The organism is Paracoccus sp. S1E-3 (genome assembly GCF_013868135.1).
Lineage (GTDB): Bacteria > Pseudomonadota > Alphaproteobacteria > Rhodobacterales > Rhodobacteraceae > Paracoccus.
Genome location: NZ_JACEMU010000004.1, coordinates 378,668 through 395,077, shown reverse-complemented (window position 1 = coordinate 395,077; position 16,410 = coordinate 378,668). Strand labels below are relative to the sequence as shown.

The 16,410-nt window shown below is 65.2% G+C and carries 20 protein-coding genes and 1 pseudogene; 8 read left to right on the top strand and 13 right to left on the bottom strand.

The window, feature by feature from the left end:
• Window positions 1-33 precede the first annotated feature (33 nt).
• The 3 genes from H1S04_RS01955 to H1S04_RS01945 form a co-directional block, all read right to left on the bottom strand.
• Window positions 34-1,320 carry a homoserine dehydrogenase gene (locus tag H1S04_RS01955; RefSeq protein ID WP_181743884.1) on the bottom strand — a complete coding sequence of 429 codons (1,287 nt, stop codon included), beginning with the start codon at window positions 1,318-1,320 and terminating at the stop codon, window positions 34-36.
• A 93-nt stretch (window positions 1,321-1,413) separates the two neighbouring features.
• Window positions 1,414-1,899, bottom strand: coding sequence for a metal-dependent hydrolase (locus H1S04_RS01950; RefSeq protein ID WP_181743883.1), 486 nt, complete (start codon window positions 1,897-1,899; stop codon window positions 1,414-1,416).
• A gap of 1 nt (window position 1,900) precedes the next feature.
• A complete protein-coding gene (locus H1S04_RS01945; protein WP_181743882.1) occupies window positions 1,901-2,416 on the bottom strand; it encodes a hypothetical protein in 516 nt (171 codons plus the stop codon).
• A 123-nt stretch (window positions 2,417-2,539) separates the two neighbouring features.
• Here H1S04_RS01945 and H1S04_RS01940 point away from each other — a divergent pair, with 123 nt between their 5' ends.
• Complete coding sequence (locus H1S04_RS01940; protein WP_255435429.1) at window positions 2,540-3,073, top strand: DUF4174 domain-containing protein; 534 nt, start codon at window positions 2,540-2,542, stop codon at window positions 3,071-3,073.
• A 125-nt stretch (window positions 3,074-3,198) separates the two neighbouring features.
• On the opposite strand, the gene H1S04_RS01935 is transcribed toward H1S04_RS01940, so the two are convergent.
• The 6 genes from H1S04_RS01935 to H1S04_RS01910 form a co-directional block, all read right to left on the bottom strand.
• Window positions 3,199-3,750, bottom strand: a complete 552-nt coding sequence (locus H1S04_RS01935; protein WP_181743881.1) for a hypothetical protein — start codon at window positions 3,748-3,750, stop codon at window positions 3,199-3,201.
• Between the two features lie 500 nt (window positions 3,751-4,250).
• Entirely contained in the window at window positions 4,251-4,475 is a 225-nt protein-coding gene (locus H1S04_RS01930) for a YMGG-like glycine zipper-containing protein (protein WP_181743880.1), read from the bottom strand.
• 115 nt (window positions 4,476-4,590) lie between these two features.
• On the bottom strand, window positions 4,591-4,827 hold the full coding sequence (locus tag H1S04_RS01925; RefSeq protein ID WP_181743879.1) for a hypothetical protein: 237 nt from the start codon (window positions 4,825-4,827) through the stop codon (window positions 4,591-4,593).
• 138 nt (window positions 4,828-4,965) lie between these two features.
• The gene (locus H1S04_RS01920) at window positions 4,966-5,394 is read right to left on the bottom strand and encodes a hypothetical protein (protein WP_181743878.1); all 429 of its coding nucleotides are present in this window, start codon (window positions 5,392-5,394) and stop codon (window positions 4,966-4,968) included.
• Window positions 5,395-5,498: 104 nt separating this feature from the next.
• Window positions 5,499-5,636: a hypothetical protein gene (locus H1S04_RS01915; protein WP_181743877.1), complete on the bottom strand. Its 138-nt coding sequence runs from the start codon at window positions 5,634-5,636 to the stop codon at window positions 5,499-5,501.
• Between the two features lie 160 nt (window positions 5,637-5,796).
• Window positions 5,797-6,465, bottom strand: coding sequence for a DUF6497 family protein (locus H1S04_RS01910; RefSeq protein ID WP_181743876.1), 669 nt, complete (start codon window positions 6,463-6,465; stop codon window positions 5,797-5,799).
• A gap of 655 nt (window positions 6,466-7,120) precedes the next feature.
• Between H1S04_RS01910 and alr the strand changes: the two genes are divergently transcribed.
• The 7 genes and pseudogenes from alr to H1S04_RS01875 form a co-directional block, all read left to right on the top strand.
• The gene (gene alr / locus H1S04_RS01905; protein WP_181743875.1) at window positions 7,121-8,149 is read left to right on the top strand and encodes an alanine racemase; all 1,029 of its coding nucleotides are present in this window, start codon (window positions 7,121-7,123) and stop codon (window positions 8,147-8,149) included.
• Window positions 8,146-8,913 (top strand): ABC transporter permease, encoded by a 768-nt coding sequence (locus H1S04_RS01900; protein WP_181743874.1) that lies wholly within the window; start codon window positions 8,146-8,148, stop codon window positions 8,911-8,913. Before alr ends, H1S04_RS01900 begins: the two co-directional genes overlap by 4 nt.
• On the top strand, window positions 8,910-9,638 hold the full coding sequence (locus H1S04_RS01895) for an ABC transporter ATP-binding protein (RefSeq protein WP_181743873.1): 729 nt from the start codon (window positions 8,910-8,912) through the stop codon (window positions 9,636-9,638). Before H1S04_RS01900 ends, H1S04_RS01895 begins: the two co-directional genes overlap by 4 nt.
• Before the next feature lie 110 nt (window positions 9,639-9,748).
• Entirely contained in the window at window positions 9,749-10,867 is a 1,119-nt protein-coding gene (locus tag H1S04_RS01890) for a PhoH family protein (RefSeq protein WP_181743872.1), read from the top strand.
• The gene (ybeY, locus tag H1S04_RS01885) at window positions 10,860-11,348 is read left to right on the top strand and encodes an rRNA maturation RNase YbeY (RefSeq protein WP_181743871.1); all 489 of its coding nucleotides are present in this window, start codon (window positions 10,860-10,862) and stop codon (window positions 11,346-11,348) included. The genes H1S04_RS01890 and ybeY overlap by 8 nt, the downstream gene beginning before the upstream one ends.
• Window positions 11,345-12,277, top strand: a complete 933-nt coding sequence (locus tag H1S04_RS01880; RefSeq protein WP_181743870.1) for a hemolysin family protein — start codon at window positions 11,345-11,347, stop codon at window positions 12,275-12,277. The genes ybeY and H1S04_RS01880 overlap by 4 nt, the downstream gene beginning before the upstream one ends.
• A gap of 390 nt (window positions 12,278-12,667) precedes the next feature.
• A pseudogene (locus tag H1S04_RS01875) lies at window positions 12,668-13,049 on the top strand (integrase core domain-containing protein); the annotation flags it as partial.
• 110 nt (window positions 13,050-13,159) lie between these two features.
• Here the strand turns inward: H1S04_RS01875 and lexA are convergent.
• The 4 genes from lexA to trpC all read right to left on the bottom strand — a co-directional run bounded on the left by lexA (window position 13,160) and on the right by trpC (window position 16,379).
• Window positions 13,160-13,858: a transcriptional repressor LexA gene (lexA, locus tag H1S04_RS01870; protein ID WP_181743868.1), complete on the bottom strand. Its 699-nt coding sequence runs from the start codon at window positions 13,856-13,858 to the stop codon at window positions 13,160-13,162.
• A 92-nt stretch (window positions 13,859-13,950) separates the two neighbouring features.
• A complete protein-coding gene (glp, locus tag H1S04_RS01865; RefSeq protein WP_181743867.1) occupies window positions 13,951-15,126 on the bottom strand; it encodes a gephyrin-like molybdotransferase Glp in 1,176 nt (391 codons plus the stop codon).
• Entirely contained in the window at window positions 15,127-15,594 is a 468-nt protein-coding gene (gene moaC / locus H1S04_RS01860) for a cyclic pyranopterin monophosphate synthase MoaC (RefSeq protein ID WP_181743866.1), read from the bottom strand.
• Window positions 15,591-16,379, bottom strand: a complete 789-nt coding sequence (trpC, locus tag H1S04_RS01855; protein WP_181743865.1) for an indole-3-glycerol phosphate synthase TrpC — start codon at window positions 16,377-16,379, stop codon at window positions 15,591-15,593. The genes moaC and trpC overlap by 4 nt, the downstream gene beginning before the upstream one ends.
• Window positions 16,380-16,410: the final 31 nt, after the last annotated feature.

Genomic DNA, 16,410 nt, shown 5'->3' with positions numbered 1-16,410 from the left:
CGGGGGGCTGGCGGTGGCGCTCCGGCCCTCGATTCAGACTTCCTCGATCCGCAATTCCACCGGATCCTCGGCGATCACCCCGGTCTTCGGCAGTTCGGCAATGGCGTGATCGATGGCGTCCGGTGTGGTCTTGTGGGTCACGATCAGCACCGGGGCAGGGCCATCCTGATGATCGTATTGCCGCATCCGGTGGATGGAAATCCCCGCGTCGCCCAGCACGGTGGCGACCTTCGCCAGCGCACCGGGTTTGTCCAGCAGGGCCAGCCGCAGATAATAGGCAGCGGGCACGGCCGTGCGGGCATGAACGGGCTTTTTCAGCTGCTTCGCGGGCTCGCCGAAGACCGGCATGCGCACCCCGCGCGCGAGTTCGATAATGTCCGACATCACCGCGCTGGCGGTCGGGCCTTCACCGGCGCCGGCGCCGCGCAGCACGATCTGGCCCACGCTGTCGCCCTCGATCACGACCATGTTGGTGCCGCCCTGCAACTGCCCGAGCGGGCTGTCGGCGGGCACCAGACAGGGCGACATGCGCTGCTCCAACCCGCGCCCGGTCATCTGCGCCACGCCCAGCAGCTTGATGCGGTAGCCCATATCGGCGGCGCGGCGAATATCGTCGATGCTGACGCGTTCGATCCCCTCGATCTCGACCCCGTCAAAGGCGACCTGGGTGCCGAAGGCGATGGAGGAGAGGATCGCCAGCTTGTGGCTGGCATCGATACCGCCCACGTCCAGTGTCGGATCGGCCTCCAGATAGCCCAGCTGACGGGCCTCCTCGAACACGGCCTCATAGGGCAGACCCGCGCTTTCCATCCGGGTCAGGATGTAATTGCAGGTGCCGTTCATCACCCCCATGACGCGGGCGATGTGGTTGCCGGCCAGCGATTCGGTCATGGTCTTGATGACGGGGATGCCGCCGGCGACGGCGGCCTCGAAACGGATCACCCGGCCCTGGCCCTCGGCCAGCTCGGCCAACTGCTGCCCGTGCATGGCCAGCAGCGCCTTGTTGGCGGTGACCACGTCCTTGCCGGATTTCAGCGCCAGTTCGACGGATTGGCGGGCCACGCCTTCATCCCCGCCGATCAGCTCGACATAGATGTCGACATCGTCACGGGCCGCAAGTTTGACCGGATCATCCTCCCAGACATAGGCCGACAGGTCCGCGTCGCGGTTCTTCATCCGGTCCCGCGCGCTGACCGCCGTGATCGTCACCGGACGGCCCGAGCGCGCCGACAGCAGATCGGCGTGTTTCTGGATGATCTTGATGACACCGATACCGACAGTGCCGAGCCCGGCAATGCCAAGCCGAAGGGGGGCGGACATGAAATCCTCTTGTCGCTTGCATGTGGTCTAGCCTGGACGGGTGTTAGCGTGGCGCGCGTGCCGTTGCAACGCGGCAGAATTCCTGCGCGTCAGCTATCCTGTGGCGGGCCGGCCCCGCCGGTCGCGCCAGAATAGCCACACGGCCAGAAGGGTGATGGCGATCTCGGTCAGAAAGCTCCAATGCAGGATGAAGCTGACGACCCAGTTGCCGTAACGGGCGGGCACCACGGCCAGCGAATACAGATGATCGTCGAGGGGCCACCGCCACATGATCCCGCCGACCAGTGTATCCAGCGCGAGATGCAGGAAGATGCCGGCGAAGAATATCGCGGCGATCCTCAATCGGGACGGTGCAAACCAGCGCAGAAGCGCAAGTACGGGCAGGGCCACCAGCAGCCAGAAACCGGGAATATGGCTGTAATAGTCGTGGTGATGCACCCGGCCATGATCGACCAGATGGAACCATAGCAGGTCGAAATCGGGCGCGACCGATCCCAGCAGCGCCGCCACCATTGCCCGCCCGCCCGCATTCGCGCCGCGTCCCAGCAGATAGCCCGAGGGCAGATGCGCGATCAGCATGTCAGCTTACCGGGTCGTGGCCGACCCATTCGCCGTCAATGCCGGTGGCGCGCATGATCGACACCACCCGGCCCGCCACCCGCAAGGTTTCGGCGGCGATGGCGTCGATGTCTTCCTGGCCCATGTCGCTGGGGAAGACCTCACCTTTAGTGTTCAGAAAGGACGGACGCCAGCGGCCCTGTATCTCGGAGGGTTTCCATGAGGCGTGGCACAGCAGGTTACGGTTGTTGCGGATTGCGCGCAGCTCGGCCGCCAGCTTGTCTTCGTCACGGATCTGGGCGCGGCCCATCTGCTTGATGAACTGGTCGATCAGCGTTCCCAGCGTATCATCGGCAATATCCTCCATCCGTTGCAGGAAAGAGGCCACCGCGCGGTCATCCGGGCGCTTGCCCAGCCCGTCCAGCGACAAGGCGAAGATGGCGCGCTTCAGCGCTTCCTCCAGAAAGCCGAAGCTGGCGATGGCATGGCCAAGCGAGGCGGCGAAATCGTCAGGCAGACGGGCAGGGGATCGAGACATGGTCATGCCCCGATTTCTAATCCAGGGTTTCGGGCTTGTCTGCACCCTGACTGCATCGAAACCTCCCCTGCCTCCTTTCCCAATCGCCGGCTGCGCCTATATGCTAGGATAAGCGAGGTGTTGATGAAAAATCTGTTTGCGATCACGATGATGGTCTTGGCGGTGGCGGCGATGGGACCGGGGCGCGAGATGGGGACGCCCTCGCGCGTCAATCCGCCCTCGGCGGCGGATGTCGATGCCGCCCAGGCGGCGCGTCCCGATCCCGCGCCGAATGATGCGGCGACTGCCAGCGGGCTGCATGTCCTGGAAGCCACGACCACCACGCCAGAGGAATTCCTGTGGCAGGCCCGGCCGGTGGTCGTCTTTGCGGATACCGCCGCCGATCCGTCCTTCCTCGTGCAGATCAAGGCCCTGCAGGACCTTCCCCAGCCCTTGATAGACCGCGACGTGGTGGTCATCACCGATACCGATCCGGGCGCGCGCAGCCCATGGCGGCAGCAGCTGCATCCGCGCGGCTTTTCACTGGTGATCATGGACAAGGATGGGCAGGTGAAGCAACGCAAACCCGCCCCGTGGAGCGTGCGTGAAATCTCGCGCGCCATCGACAAATTCCCGCTGCGGCTGGAGGAAATCGGCCGGGCGGGGGTGTTGCCCTGAGTTTTTACGCGAAAGATTGCGAAATGCCGCAATCTTTCCTATATTGAGACCATGAAAATGGAGATCGACATGTCTGCGATTTATACGCCCAAGCCGATCAAGGTCAGGACCGGTCCGCGTCCGGGCTATTGAACCGACCGGCCCGTCCCGTCCATATTGGCCCGGATGGCCGCCAACGCGCCTTCGCCCAGTTCGATGGCGCCCAGCTTCATTGAAATATAATCCCGATACATCGCGGCCGCGCGTTCCTGCCCGATCCGCGCCGTATCCAGCGCCCTCAGATCCGTAATCATCGCCCCGATCGCGTTGAGCTGACTGTAATACAGCACCACCGGATCGACCGTATCGCGCGGCAGAACGTGAATTTCGCTGACGATGGCGTGGAAAATGGCGTTGTTATGCTCGGTCGGTATGACCGGGAAATAGCCCTGTTCTGTCTCGATCCGCGCGGCGATCGCCGCGCCATATTCCGCGATGTGATCGCGCTCCAGCACCGCCAGATAGGCGCGGATTTCGGCAAACAGCGCGCGCTGCACATCGCGCACGCGTTCGGCGCGCAGCTTGGCGTCGCGCCTGCGGCCCTGCAGCGCCACCACCCACCAGCCGATGGCCAGAAACAGCCCGGCGATCACCGCCGATTGCGCCTGCGGGGCGAGGATCTGGTCGAGGGGCGGCATCGGGTCAGTCAAATCCCCTGATTACATCATCGACCTCTGGCTCTGACCGAGATCGGCGCGGATGACGGCCGGATGGGCCGGACGCGGGGGATGCTTCCTATCCCCATCGCCTTGCCCGCGGCCAGAGCGGTTGACCGGTATCTACCCTATCGACGACGGCCACCGCAATGGTCGTGTCCGGCCCCGGCATCGAAGGCAGCAGAAAGTATGACAGATCAGTGGCTTGGGGCGGCCATCCGCCGCATGGGGGAAGGCTGAGGGGATCTTGCTCACCTTCTGCCCCAGCGAGCCGCCCGGCCTGCCGCATCTGGCGCCCGGCCGGGAACGATTGCGCCCATGGCTATCGCATCATGCGGGCGGCCCTGATGATGCGACCGGCGATCCCGGATCTTCTGGAACCAGCCAGCGATACCGGCACGAAAAAGCCGCCTCCGGCAGGACCCGAGGCGGCTTCACATGGAGTTTCCTGCAACACGTGAGCGCCGCAGGAAGTGTGACGATTACCGGCAGAAGCCGACGTCGTTACAGATCGCACCGCCCGCTGCACCGATGGCAGCACCCTTGAGCACGTCGCTGTTATCTTTACCGGCGACCTTGGCAATGGTCGCACCAGCCGCCGCGCCGATTGCGGCGCGGTCGACATCGGTCGGGTTGATGTTCTGGGTGCAACCGGCAACGCCGAAGGCCAGAACCGCGGCGATCCCCGCAAATGTGAGTTTTTGCATGTCTGTCATGCTCCGTATAAAGGCCGCCAACGCTGGCGTTGCGGCCTGAGGGTGAAAAATATGGCGGCCACCGGGGCGGCCGCGCTGATCTGTTATGGACAGGCCGTCGCCAGGCTTACTGGCAGACGCGCGCGTCGTCGCACAGCGCGCCAGCAGCCGCGCCCAGCACGGCACCGGTGCCGATATCTTCATCGAAGGCTTTCGCGGCCACAGCGCCAGCACCCGCGCCGATCAGCGCACGCTGCGCGTCGGGCGACATGCCGGCGCCGCCATAGGGACCCTGCTGGCAAGCCGACAGCGCGGTTGCTGCAAGAAGGGCGCCCACGAGGCGCAGAGAGGTTTTGGTCTGCATAGTACACTGCCTTTGTCTGAACTTTGTCTGAAATCCGCTTTCTACGGATGTATTCGCTTGTAACGCGCAATCTGCCACAGCGGTTCACGCCGCGAAACTGACAAGCGCGTGAAATTCCAATAAGCGGCAATCCGCCGCTTATTGATCGTCCTCGTCCTCCTCATCGTCCCAGTCATCTTCGTCATCGTCCCAGTCGTCGCCATCTTCCGGCTGATCCTCGTCGCTTGCGGCAAAGATCTCGGGGAAATTGGCCTGCGCCTTGCGCATATCGATCCGGAACAGTTGTTCATAGGATGTCGGATCCAGCTTGCCCACCGGCACCACTTCGCGGCCCAGCAGCCAGGACAGCCGCCCGGCGTCGAGGTTGCCGCGTTCGAACTCCTCCTCGCCGAAATGGGTGATGAGCGCGGCCAGAAAGGCGGTATCGGCACGGCGGTCGGCGGCACTGCGGTCGCGGAAGCGCTCGCGGGCGATCAGCTTGGTGGCGCCCTTGGCGTTGGCGCGTCGAATCGTGAACTGATAGTCGCTCGAGGGCAGCCGGGATGGAAATCCGCGATGTTTCAGCATGTCGTGCCCCTGTTCCACGCATTCGGTCAATCGCGCCGCCCATGCGGGGCAAGCGCGTGAGGTTGCGCGGGCAGTCGGTCCGCCCGCGCTACGGCTGGCCAGGATCAGTTGGCGCCGTACTTGCCCTGATAGACCGGCTCGACCGAGACGGGGCCGGGGGTGGTGATGACTTCGGGCTGGCGGGGTTGGCAAGCGGCCAGAACGCCCACGGCGATGAGGGCAAGCGCGATTTTCTTCGACATTGTCTGCTCCTGTATAAGGGGTTGGTGCCCCTTTTTGTCGATTGTCGGCACGCGGGATGCGCGGACGCGCTGATTTTACGGAGGAAAAGCCTACGGGGGTAGCAGAGGCTGATCGCAATCGGCGTCTGCCCGCCGACCTGTGGCAGGCTTGCATCAGCCGTCAGAAGGGTTCCCACACGCATATATCGCGGTCGGGCGGCAGGCTGAAGGCCTCGAAAAGTTGCACCGCGCCGGTCGCCAGATCGCCCGCCGCCGTGGGCCGGTCCGAGAGCGAGATCACGATTTCAGTCGGGCGCGGGGCGGGGCTGGCGATGCGCGGCAGCACGAAATTCTCGCACAGCCAGACGATGTCGTCATGCATCGGGTCCTGCACCATGAAAGCGGGGGCGGGGGGCAGCACCTCGCCGTCGAGTTCGGAGGCGATGACCGCATCGGCCACCTCCTCGGCGTCGGGCACCGACATCGCGGGGGCAAGCGTCAGTTCATGTTGGGAAATCAGCCCGTCATCCACCGCCGTGGACAGGATCGAGGCGGCGGGATCGCCCTCGCTATCGGCCAGGTTTTCCAGCGCGGCGAGGTCTTCCTCGGTCAGTTCATCCATGGGGGCCGCGTCCGCCCAGGGCACCAGATCGGCCAGATCGGGGGCGACGAAGCGAAAGCGATAGGTCAGCCCTCGGGTGCCGGGCGTGCCGTGGATGGTCTCCTGCCAATAGACCGGCTGGCCGGATGGCACCGGCAATGGGACCGCGGTGATGTCCTCGGCCGCGGCGGGGGCTGCGAGGACCATCAGTGAAAGGAACAGCGTGCGGCGAGTCACAGGGTGTTTCATGGCGGCAGTTTATCGCGCTTTTTCCATGGATTGTCCTGCTTTTTATTGCACAGACCGGTGAAGGCACGCCATGTCGCATGGTGTGGGGCTGGATCCCCTCGGCGGTGACGACGCGCCCGGCGGCGGCGAGGATGTTGCGCTGTACTACCTGTGTATAAGTCACCAACGGGGTGCCCGAATCGTTCGGCCCGATCCGGGATGCGCCATTCTGGATCGCCTTATCCGTGATCTTTTCGGATCTTCGCGGTATGGATTTCCGAACGCGCGGCACCGGAGATGATGTTATTCGGCACATAGGCGTAAATCATGCGCCCCCCTGATGGTGCCCCATTCGCTCACCACCCCGTTGCGCGTCGGGCGCTCGCTGCCCAACGAACTCGACCGAGCAAGGGGTGACGGATATGCCGAATTCCTCGAAGCTGCCGTCCTCCAAGCATGAATTTCAGCCCTTCGCGCGCGATCCGCTTGCCGCACGCGTGCCGGGCGTCGATGTGTTACCGGCAGGGCCCAGTCTGGCTGCCTGCCGGTATTTCTCAAACTGGTTCCGAATATCGCGCATATTTTCCTCTCGGCGTTGATTTCGGCAGGTCTTGCCAAAGGCGGCACGAATGGGCGCGCCCTTGACGAAGCGGGGGGGATGGGGGAAAGCCGGTCCATGGCATTGCAGATTGATCTTTCGGCCTTGAAGGCCAATTACCGCGCCCTTGCCGGCAAGGCACCGGGCGCGCGGTCGGCCGCGGTCGTCAAGGCTGATGGCTATGGGCTGGGCGCAGGCCTTGTCGCCCGCGCCCTGGCCGAGGAAGGCGCCACCGATTTCTTCGTGGCGCTGGCATCCGAGGCGCGCGCCCTGCGCGAGGCCCTGGGGCAGGGACCGCGCATCTTCGTGCTGTCGGGCCATATGGCGGGCGCCGATCTGGGTGACGCCATCCCGGTCCTGAACAGCCCCGAGCAATATTTTCGCGACCGCGCCATCCGTCCCGGCCGTGGCTTCGCCATCCAGCTGGATACCGGCATGAACCGCTTGGGGTTCGAGCCGGGCGAATGGGCGGCGCTGAAGGCTGAAATCCTCGCCGCTGGCCCGGAACTGGTGATGTCGCATCTGGCCTGCGCCGATGAGCCGGAGCACCCGATGAACCGTCGCCAACTGGCCGCCTTTCGCGCGATGACCGAGGGCGTGACCGTCCCGTTGAGCTTCGCTGCGACCGGGGGCATCCTGCTCGGGCCGGAGTATCATTTCGATATCACCCGCCCCGGTGTGGGGCTCTATGGCGGGATGCCCTTTGCCGATGCGCGCCCCGTCCTGCGCCTATCGCTGCCGGTCATTCAGGTGCGTGAGGTCGCCCCCGGCGAGACGGTCGGCTATTCCAACACCTGGGCGGCCGAGCGGCCGACCCGCGTGGCGACGCTGGCCGCGGGCTATGCGGACGGGCTGCACCGGACGCTCTCCTCGGACGGGCAGCGCCCGCGGATCGACCTGTTCGCCGGCGATATCCGCTGCCCGATCCTTGGCCGCGTATCCATGGACCTGATCACCGCCGATGTGTCCGCATTGGCCGATGTGCCGGATGAACTGGACCTGATCTGCCCGCAGCAACCCGTCGATGCCGTGGCCGAAGCCATGGGCACCATCGGCTACGAGGTGCTGACCGGGCTTGGCCGCCGCTATCCGCGTCAGACCGTATGATCCTGACCGCCCCCGTCTCCGGACTTGGTCGCGTCGTGCTGGCCGCTTTGCGCGGCACCGGCCGGATGGCGATCTTCGCCGCGCGGGGGCTGTTCGCCATGCCCGACCCGCGCGAGTTCCTGCGCCAGATGGTCCAGATCGGCTGGCTCTCGCTGCCGGTGGTGGGGCTGACGGCGCTGTTCACCGGCGCAGCACTGGCCCTGCAGATGTATTCGGGGGGCGAGCGTTTCGCCGCCGGCGACGTGATGCCCGCCGTGGTCGCCATCGGCATGGCGCGCGAACTCGGCCCGGTGCTGGGCGGGTTGATGGTGGCGGCGCGGGTGGCGTCCAGCATCGCGGCGGAAATCGGCACCATGCGGGTGACGGAACAGATCGACGCCCTGGTGACGCTGTCGGCAGACCCGATCCGCCATCTGGTCACGCCGCGGATCTGGGCCGCGATCCTTGCGGTGCCGATGCTGGTCGGCGTGGGGGATGTGATCGGCATCATGGGCGGCTGGATCGTGGGCACACAGTCGCTGGGCTTCACCTCGGCAGCCTATATCAACGGCAGCTGGTCGTTTCTGGAAAGCTGGGACGTGATCTCGGGCCTTCTGAAAGGCGCGGTCTTCGGCCTGATCGTGGCGCTGTCGGGCTGCTGGTTCGGGATGAATGCGGGCCGGGGCGCGGCGGGGGTAGGCCGGGCCACCAAGTATGCCGTGGTGGCGGCCGCAGTCGGCATCTTCGCCGCAAATTTCATTCTGACCGGGATTTTCTTCGCATGAGTCCCGTACTGGAGACCCGCGCGCTGACCAAAAGCTTCGGCGCCCAGACGGTGCTGGCGGGGGTGGACCTGGCGGTGGCACCCGGTGAAAGCCTCGTGGTGATCGGCCAGTCGGGCACCGGCAAGTCGGTGCTGCTGAAATGCATTCTCGGGCTGGAAACCCCGGATGCCGGGCAAGTGCTGTGGCAGGGCGCGGCGCTGACCGCCGCCCGCCGCCCGGCATTTCTGGACGGTTTCGGCATGCTGTTTCAGGGTGCGGCGCTGTTTGACAGCCTGACCGTCTGGCAGAATGTCGCCTTCCGCCTGCGCGCCCGCCTCGGCGACCGCAAGGCGCGCGCCGTCGCGCTGGAGAAGCTGGCCCGCGTGGGCCTCGGCCCCGAGGTCGCCGACCTGCATCCCGCCGCGCTATCGGGCGGCATGGCGAAACGCGCGGGCCTTGCGCGCGCCATCGCAACCGACCCCAAGGTGATCTTCTTTGACGAACCGACGACCGGCCTCGACCCGATCCGCGCCGCGCGCATCAACGCGCTGATCCGCGACATCGTGACCGAGACCGGCGCCAGCGCCATCACCATCACCCATGACATGACCACCGTGCGCTGCGTCGGCGACCGCGTGGCAATGCTGGCCGGGGGCAGGGTCTGGTGGCAGGGCGACGTTTCCGCCATGGATGCCGCCACCGAACCGCATCTGCATGACTTCATCCGTGGCATCTGGCGCCCCTGAATTTGCGGCAACGTGAAACTTTTGCGACAGTCGCGCGGTTTCTTGCTCCAGCCCTTGTGTAAATCACGGGCACACTCCACCATGGACATGACACCAATCCGGAGACCTCCTTGGGCCTGACCCCGACCTCACCCGATACCGCCGCGCCAACCGCCGCATCGCAGGGCGAGACGCTTCTTGAATTTCCAGACAACCGGCTGCTGATCGAACTCTGCGGGCCGGCCGACCGGAACCTTGCGCAGATCGAAGGCGCCCTGGGCGTCCATATCCTGCGCCGGGGCAATCTGCTGGCCGTGGTCGGCGAGGCCCAGCCGCAGGCCGATGCCGCCCAACTGCTGCGCGCGCTCTACGCCCGCCTCGAACAGGGCCGCCCGGTCGGCAGCGCCGAAATCGACGCCGCCCTGCGCATGGGCCCCGAGGCCGAGCCCGCCACGCTGTCGCCGACCGAGCAGCTGGAAATGTTCGCCAGCGGCCCGATCGAGTTGCGCACCCGCAAGAAAACCGTCGAACCGCGGACCGAGGCGCAGAAGGACTATGTCCGCAACCTGTTCGCCAATGAAATGGCCTTCGGAATCGGTCCGGCGGGCACCGGCAAGACCTATCTGGCGGTCGCCGTGGGCGTCACCATGCTGATCGGCGGCCATGTCGACCGCATCATCCTGTCGCGCCCGGCCGTCGAGGCGGGTGAGCGTCTGGGTTTTCTGCCCGGCGACATGAAGGAAAAGGTCGACCCCTATATGCAGCCGCTTTACGACGCGCTGAACGATTTCCTGCCCGGCAAGCAACTGGCCAAGCTGATGGAGGAAAAGCGCATCGAAATCGCGCCGCTGGCCTTCATGCGCGGCCGCACGCTGTCCAACGCCTTCGTGGTGCTGGATGAGGCGCAGAACGCCTCGACGATGCAGATGAAGATGTTTCTGACCCGTCTGGGCGAGGGCTCGCGCATGGTGATCACCGGGGACCGGTCCCAGATCGACCTGCCGCGCGGCACCCATTCGGGGCTGGTCGACGCTGAACGGATCCTCGCCGGGGTGAAGGGTATCAGCTTCAACTATTTCACCTCGAAGGACGTGGTGCGCCACCCGCTGGTCGCCCGCGTGATCGAAGCCTACGAGGCCGACGACGCGATCGCGATCGCCCGCGGCGAGGATCCGTCACGCGCGGGCAGCTACATCGCGCGCCGTCCACCGGGATCCTCGGCGCTGGCACAGGGCCGCAGCGATGGCTGAGATCGATGTGGTGATCGAGGATGACAGGTGGGAGAGCGCCGGTCTTGAAAATCTGGCCGAACGGGCCGGACACGCCACATTGGCCTGGCTGCAGATGGATGCCGAGATCGTCGTCATGGGCTGCGATGATGCCCGTATCGCCGATCTGAACGCCGATTTCCGCGGCAAGCCGCAGCCCACCAATGTGCTTTCCTGGCCCTCGGTCGAGCATGTCGAACGCGCGCCCGGCGCCCATCCGCCGCGCCCCGACACCGATGAGCTGGGCGATATCGCCATCGCCTTCGAGACCTGCACCCGCGAGGCGGCAGAGCAGGGCAAGACCTTCGATGCCCATGTCACCCATCTCCTGGTCCATGCGATCCTGCATCTGGCGGGCTATGATCATCTGAACGACCCCGATGCCGAAACCATGGAGGCGGCCGAGCGTTCGATCCTGCTGCCCCTCGGCATCCGTGACCCTTATCTCGAGAGGACCCCATGAACAGCGACCCGTCCCGAAGTCCCGTGCCCACCGCCGATGTCGGTGCCGATCCGGCCGGATGGGCAGACGGTGTTGGCGGAGAGGGGCGTGATTTGCCCGCCTCGCGCGGATTTCTGGGTCGGTTGTTCGGCGCCTTTTCGGGGGGCGACGACGGCAATGCCATCCCCCAGGAATACCGCGCGCCCGAACCGGCGGCACCGGGCATGGGCAACCTGCGCAGCCTGCGTGTGGACGACGTGGCCATCCCCAAGGTCGAGATCGTGGCCGCGCCGGTCACCGCCAAGCTGGAGGAGCTGGTCGAGATGTTCCGCGAACACGGGTTCTCGCGGATTCCGGTCTATCGTGGGACTTTGGACACGCCTGTCGGGCTGATCCACCTGAAGGATCTGGCGCTGAAACACGGCTTTGGCGCCAAGCCGGGCGGAAAGTTCAGCCTGCGGCCGATGCTGCGCCCGCTGCTTTATGTGCCGCCTTCAATGCCGATCGGCGTGTTGCTGCAGCAGATGCAGAAGGAGCGTATCCACATGGCGCTGGTGATCGACGAATATGGCGGCGTCGACGGGCTGGTAACCATCGAGGATCTGATCGAACAGGTCATCGGCGAGATCGAGGACGAACATGACGAGGCCGAGGGTGAACCCTGGATCGCCGAAAAGCCCGGTCAATGGCTTATTCAGGCCAAAGCCCCGCTTGAAGAACTGGAGCAGGCGACCGGCCTGCGCCTTGCCCCCGGCGACGAGGACGAGGATGTCGATACGCTCGGCGGTCTGATCTTCACGCTGACCGGGCGCATCCCGCTGCGTGGGGAGGTGATCCCGCACGATTCCGGCGCGGAATTCGAGATCGTCGATGCCGATCCCCGCCGAATAAAGCGCGTGCGCCTGCGGCTGCCGACCGCCCATGCGGACAAGCTGGCCGAGGCGGAATAACCGTCATAACCGTCGTCAGGCCGGTCAAAACAATCGCACAGCATGTGTGCCGTCATCGGCCGTTTGCTGCGCCCGGTTCCCGGTGCGAGCGTTTCCTGAGGACGCGATTTCAACAGGATATTCCCGCTCACTCGGTCGCCTCCGCCGCTTTGGATCTCCGGGGCCGCGCGACACAGGCCGGATTAACCGTTGCCCTGCCATCCGTCTCTCGACCGCTGCGCGAAAGGATCTGCGCCAACGCCTCCCTCGGCCTCGAGATGGACGAGAGGCCGCTTTCTACGCATCTCGCGCTTCGGCGGTGGTTCCGCCCTCCGTATGATGCGGACGCCGCGAAGTCTCGAGGGACGTGAGGCTTTCAAACCTGCTCGGCCAGCGACGTTTCGATCTCCGCGCGGCGTGCCAACGCATATCCGTTCGGACAATGGCCCGGAATTCATCGCCCGGGCGGTCAGGGACGGGATCGCGGCCGTCAGGGCAAAGACCGGCCGTATCGAACCGGGCTCACCCTGGGATGGAGGAGGATCAGAAAACAGTCCGGGGAGCTGTTTGCCCGATGACGAGTTGCTGCGAGCGCTTCAGCGCCCGCTTGCGCGACGAGCTTCTGACGGGAACGATCTTCCACAGCTTCCGCGAAGCGCAAATCCTGATCGAAAGGTGCAGGAGGCTCTGCAACAGCAGACGCTCGCACAGCGCTCCGGGCTGCCGTGCTCCGGGCTGCCACCCACCGGCCCCGAAAACCATCGTCCCGATGGACCAGAGGCCAGTCATGCACGAATTTTCAGAATGGACGACGGAAACGGGGCCGGTCAGGACGAAACGAAGCACGCTTCTTGCACTTCGCGCGGCTACGAGATCGAGCACGGTGCGCCGAATGTGCCGGTCTTAATAGCTGCGGATGAGTCCGACCAGCCGGCCCTGCACGCGTACCTTGTCCTCGGGCAGAATGCGCGTTTCGTAAGCGGGGTTGGCGGCCTCGAGCGCGATCATCGCGCCCTTGCGTCGGTAATATTTCAGCGTCGCCTCATGCCCTTCCACCAGAGCCACCACGATATCGCCGTTCTGCGCAACATCCTGTTCGCGGATCACCACGACATCGCCGTCATTGATGCCGGCATTGATCATGGAATCGCCGCGGACTTCGAGAGCGTAATGGCTTTCGCGCCCCGTGAGCATGCTGCCCGGAACGGCGATGTGATGCGACACTTCGGAAATGGCTTCGATCGGCACGCCGGCGGCGATACGGCCCATGACCGGCAGTTCCACCGCGCTGGCGACGACATCCATGGCCCCCCGCACCGGCGCGGGTGGCATCGTTCGGTCGCCGTCGATCACCTGCGGGGAGAAGCCCGAGACCGTCTTAGCGAGGCTGTCGGGAAGCCGGACGATTTCCAGCGCCCGCGCGCGATGCGGCAGCCGGCGGATGAAGCCGCGTTCCTCGAGCGCTGTCACCAGTCGGTGAATGCCGGATTTTGACCGCAGATCGAGGGCGATTTTCATTTCATCGAAGGAGGGCGGAACGCCATCACGCGCCATACGCTTGTGAATGAACTCCAGCAGTTCGATCTGCTTTTTCGTCAGCATGTTCCGGTCCCGTTGCTTGCGCGTTCGAGGAATGTTCTGGCATAATTCCCCTTATCGGTCAATAGACTGCCTCCGGCAAGGTAAAGGAATGGTTAATCCAGCGAGATGAATTTGATCTGGTCGCCAGCTTCTCGCGGCGGATCACCGGCGGGGCGGATCAGCAATGCGTCGGCTTGCGCCAGCAGGCCAAGCCGCGCGGAATCCTGATCTTCCATGGGCGTCACGACGGGCAGTCCGTCGGTCTCGGACAGGGTCGCACGCAGGTAGTGCTGGCGGTCGCCCTCGGCGCCGATTGACCGCCCCAGCCGGCCGTAACGCAAGCGGTCCCGGTAGGGCAGCCCCTGCATGGCCTCAAGCAACGGAAGCATGAAAAGTTCGGCGCATACGATTGAAGATACGGGGTTTCCGGGAAGACCGATCAGGGCCGAGGCACCGATCCGCCCGGCGATCAGCGGTTTGCCGGGCCGCATCGCGATCTTGTGGAAGGAACGCTCCATCCCCATGCCTTCAGTGACGCTGGCGATCAGGTCATGATCGCCGACCGATGCGCCGCCGATGGTTACGATCAGGTCCGCGCCAGCGGCGCGCGACAGGGCCTCGCGCAGGCTGGCAGCGGTATCGGCTGCTATCGGCAGCAGGTCCACATCGGCCCCCGCGCGACGGGCGATGGCGGCGATGGCGATGTCGTTGGAACTGACGATCTGACCCGGCTGCGGCACGGTTCCGGGGGGCACCAGTTCGTCCCCGCCGGGCAGAACGGCGACCCGAGGACGGCGGGCGACGGTCAGGCGCGGAACGTTCATGGCCGCGATCAGCGCCAGATCGCGAGCGGTCAACGGGTGGCGGGGATCGAACTCAAATCCTTCTCTGAAATCATTGCCTTGCGGCCTGATATTGTTGTGACGCTGGATCACGCTGACCTGGATGTCCGAACCCTCTCTGTCGACATTTTCCTGCATCACCACGCAGTCATACCCTGCGGGCACCGGCGCGCCGGTGAAGATCCTGACGGCTGATCCGGGCTCGGCCGCGCCGTCCCAGGGGCGCCCCGCCGCAGCCTCGCCGATGACGCGCAGCGGTTGGTTCTGCTCGGCGCGGCGAATGGCGTAGCCGTCCATCGCGGCGGCATCGAAAGGCGGTTGGGTCAGGCGCGCGGACACAGGTGCGGCCAGCACCCGTCCCAGCCCGTCGGCGAGGGCAATTTCCTCGGTCGGGACTGGCCCGGCAAGCGCCAGAACCATGCTCAGCGCCTCATCAACCGTGATCATTCATGCCTCGTAAGTACCTGATTTTCCGCCCGTCTTCCGCAGAAGGCGGATATTTTCGATGCGCATGCCCTTCTCGGCGGCCTTCAGCATGTCATAGACGGTCAGGCAGGCGACGGCGACCGCCGTCAACGCTTCCATCTCGACACCGGTCTGGCCCGAGGTGCGCACGGTCGCGGTGACGCGAATGCCGGGCAATTCGGGATCGGGCAGCAGCTCCAGCGCCACTTTGGTGATCGGCAGCGGATGGCAGAGGGGGATCAGGTCAGAGGTCCGCTTCGCGGCCATGATCCCGGCCAACCGCGCGACGCCCAGCACATCGCCCTTCGCTGCGCCGCCCTGCGCCAGCGCCAAGGTCTCGGGCAGCATGATGACATGACCCTCGGCAGTCGCTTCGCGGTCGGTAACCGGTTTGGTCGAGACATCGACCATATGGGCCTGACCTTGCTTGTCAAAATGCGTCAGGCTCATGCGGCGCCCAGCAATGTGCGGGTGGCTGCGGTCACGTCCTGCTGGCGCATCAGACTTTCGCCGATCAGGAAGCGGCGGGCGCCCACGCGCGCCATGCGGTCCAGATCGTCGGTGGTGAACAGCCCGCTTTCGCAAACCAGATCGCGGCCGGCGGGGATATGGGGCGACAGCGCCTCGGTCACGCGAAGATCAAGATTGAAGGTCTTGAGATTGCGGTTGTTTATCCCGATCAGAGGCGATTTCAGATGCAGGGCGCGATCCAGTTCCGCACGGTCATGCACCTCGATCAGCGCATCCATGCCCCAGTGGCGGGCGGCGTCTTCCAGTTCGGCTGCCAAGGCATCGTCGACCGAGGCCATGATGATCAGGATGGCATCGGCGCCCCAGCTACGCGCCTCGGCCACCTGATAGGTGTCATAGAGGAAATCCTTGCGCAGAACCGGCAGATCGACGGCCGCGCGGGCGGCGGTCAGAAACTCGGGGGCGCCCTGAAAGGACGGGGTGTCGGTCAGGATCGACAGGCAGGCGGCCCCCCCTGCCTGATAGGCCCGTGCCAAAAAAGGCGGATCGAAATCCTGCCGGATCAATCCCTTCGATGGGCTTGCTTTCTTGATTTCGGCAATCAGCCCGTAACCATCGGCGGCCTTGGCGGTCAGCGCATCGGCAAAACCGCGCGGGGCGCTGGCGGCGCGGGCGGCAGCTTCGATAGCCGCCAGCGGACGGGCGATCTTGGCGGCGGCGATTTCGTCGAGCTTGTAGCTCTTGATCCTGTCGAGAATGTCCATGGCGCGACCATAGGCCCTGGCAGGCGGCGCG

Bases quoted from the DNA above. Each gene is read 5' to 3' on its own strand.
- H1S04_RS01955 (WP_181743884.1), bottom strand. From the start codon at position 1,320: ATGTCCGCCCCCCTTCGGCTTGGCATTGCCGGGCTCGGCACTGTCGGT.
- H1S04_RS01915 (WP_181743877.1), bottom strand. From the start codon at position 5,636: ATGTCGAAGAAAATCGCGCTTGCCCTCATCGCCGTGGGCGTTCTGGCC.
- H1S04_RS01935 (WP_181743881.1), bottom strand. From the start codon at position 3,750: ATGCCGCCCCTCGACCAGATCCTCGCCCCGCAGGCGCAATCGGCGGTG.
- moaC (WP_181743866.1), bottom strand. From the start codon at position 15,594: ATGAGCCTGACGCATTTTGACAAGCAAGGTCAGGCCCATATGGTCGAT.
- H1S04_RS01945 (WP_181743882.1), bottom strand. From the start codon at position 2,416: ATGTCTCGATCCCCTGCCCGTCTGCCTGACGATTTCGCCGCCTCGCTT.
- H1S04_RS01910 (WP_181743876.1), bottom strand. From the start codon at position 6,465: ATGAAACACCCTGTGACTCGCCGCACGCTGTTCCTTTCACTGATGGTC.
- H1S04_RS01940 (WP_255435429.1), top strand. From the start codon at position 2,540: ATGAAAAATCTGTTTGCGATCACGATGATGGTCTTGGCGGTGGCGGCG.
- H1S04_RS01950 (WP_181743883.1), bottom strand. From the start codon at position 1,899: ATGCTGATCGCGCATCTGCCCTCGGGCTATCTGCTGGGACGCGGCGCG.
- ybeY (WP_181743871.1), top strand. From the start codon at position 10,860: ATGGCTGAGATCGATGTGGTGATCGAGGATGACAGGTGGGAGAGCGCC.
- H1S04_RS01880 (WP_181743870.1), top strand. From the start codon at position 11,345: ATGAACAGCGACCCGTCCCGAAGTCCCGTGCCCACCGCCGATGTCGGT.
- H1S04_RS01925 (WP_181743879.1), bottom strand. From the start codon at position 4,827: ATGCAGACCAAAACCTCTCTGCGCCTCGTGGGCGCCCTTCTTGCAGCA.
- H1S04_RS01930 (WP_181743880.1), bottom strand. From the start codon at position 4,475: ATGCAAAAACTCACATTTGCGGGGATCGCCGCGGTTCTGGCCTTCGGC.
- alr (WP_181743875.1), top strand. From the start codon at position 7,121: ATGGCATTGCAGATTGATCTTTCGGCCTTGAAGGCCAATTACCGCGCC.
- H1S04_RS01895 (WP_181743873.1), top strand. From the start codon at position 8,910: ATGAGTCCCGTACTGGAGACCCGCGCGCTGACCAAAAGCTTCGGCGCC.
- H1S04_RS01920 (WP_181743878.1), bottom strand. From the start codon at position 5,394: ATGCTGAAACATCGCGGATTTCCATCCCGGCTGCCCTCGAGCGACTAT.
- lexA (WP_181743868.1), bottom strand. From the start codon at position 13,858: ATGCTGACGAAAAAGCAGATCGAACTGCTGGAGTTCATTCACAAGCGT.
- H1S04_RS01900 (WP_181743874.1), top strand. From the start codon at position 8,146: ATGATCCTGACCGCCCCCGTCTCCGGACTTGGTCGCGTCGTGCTGGCC.
- glp (WP_181743867.1), bottom strand. From the start codon at position 15,126: ATGATCACGGTTGATGAGGCGCTGAGCATGGTTCTGGCGCTTGCCGGG.
- trpC (WP_181743865.1), bottom strand. From the start codon at position 16,379: ATGGACATTCTCGACAGGATCAAGAGCTACAAGCTCGACGAAATCGCC.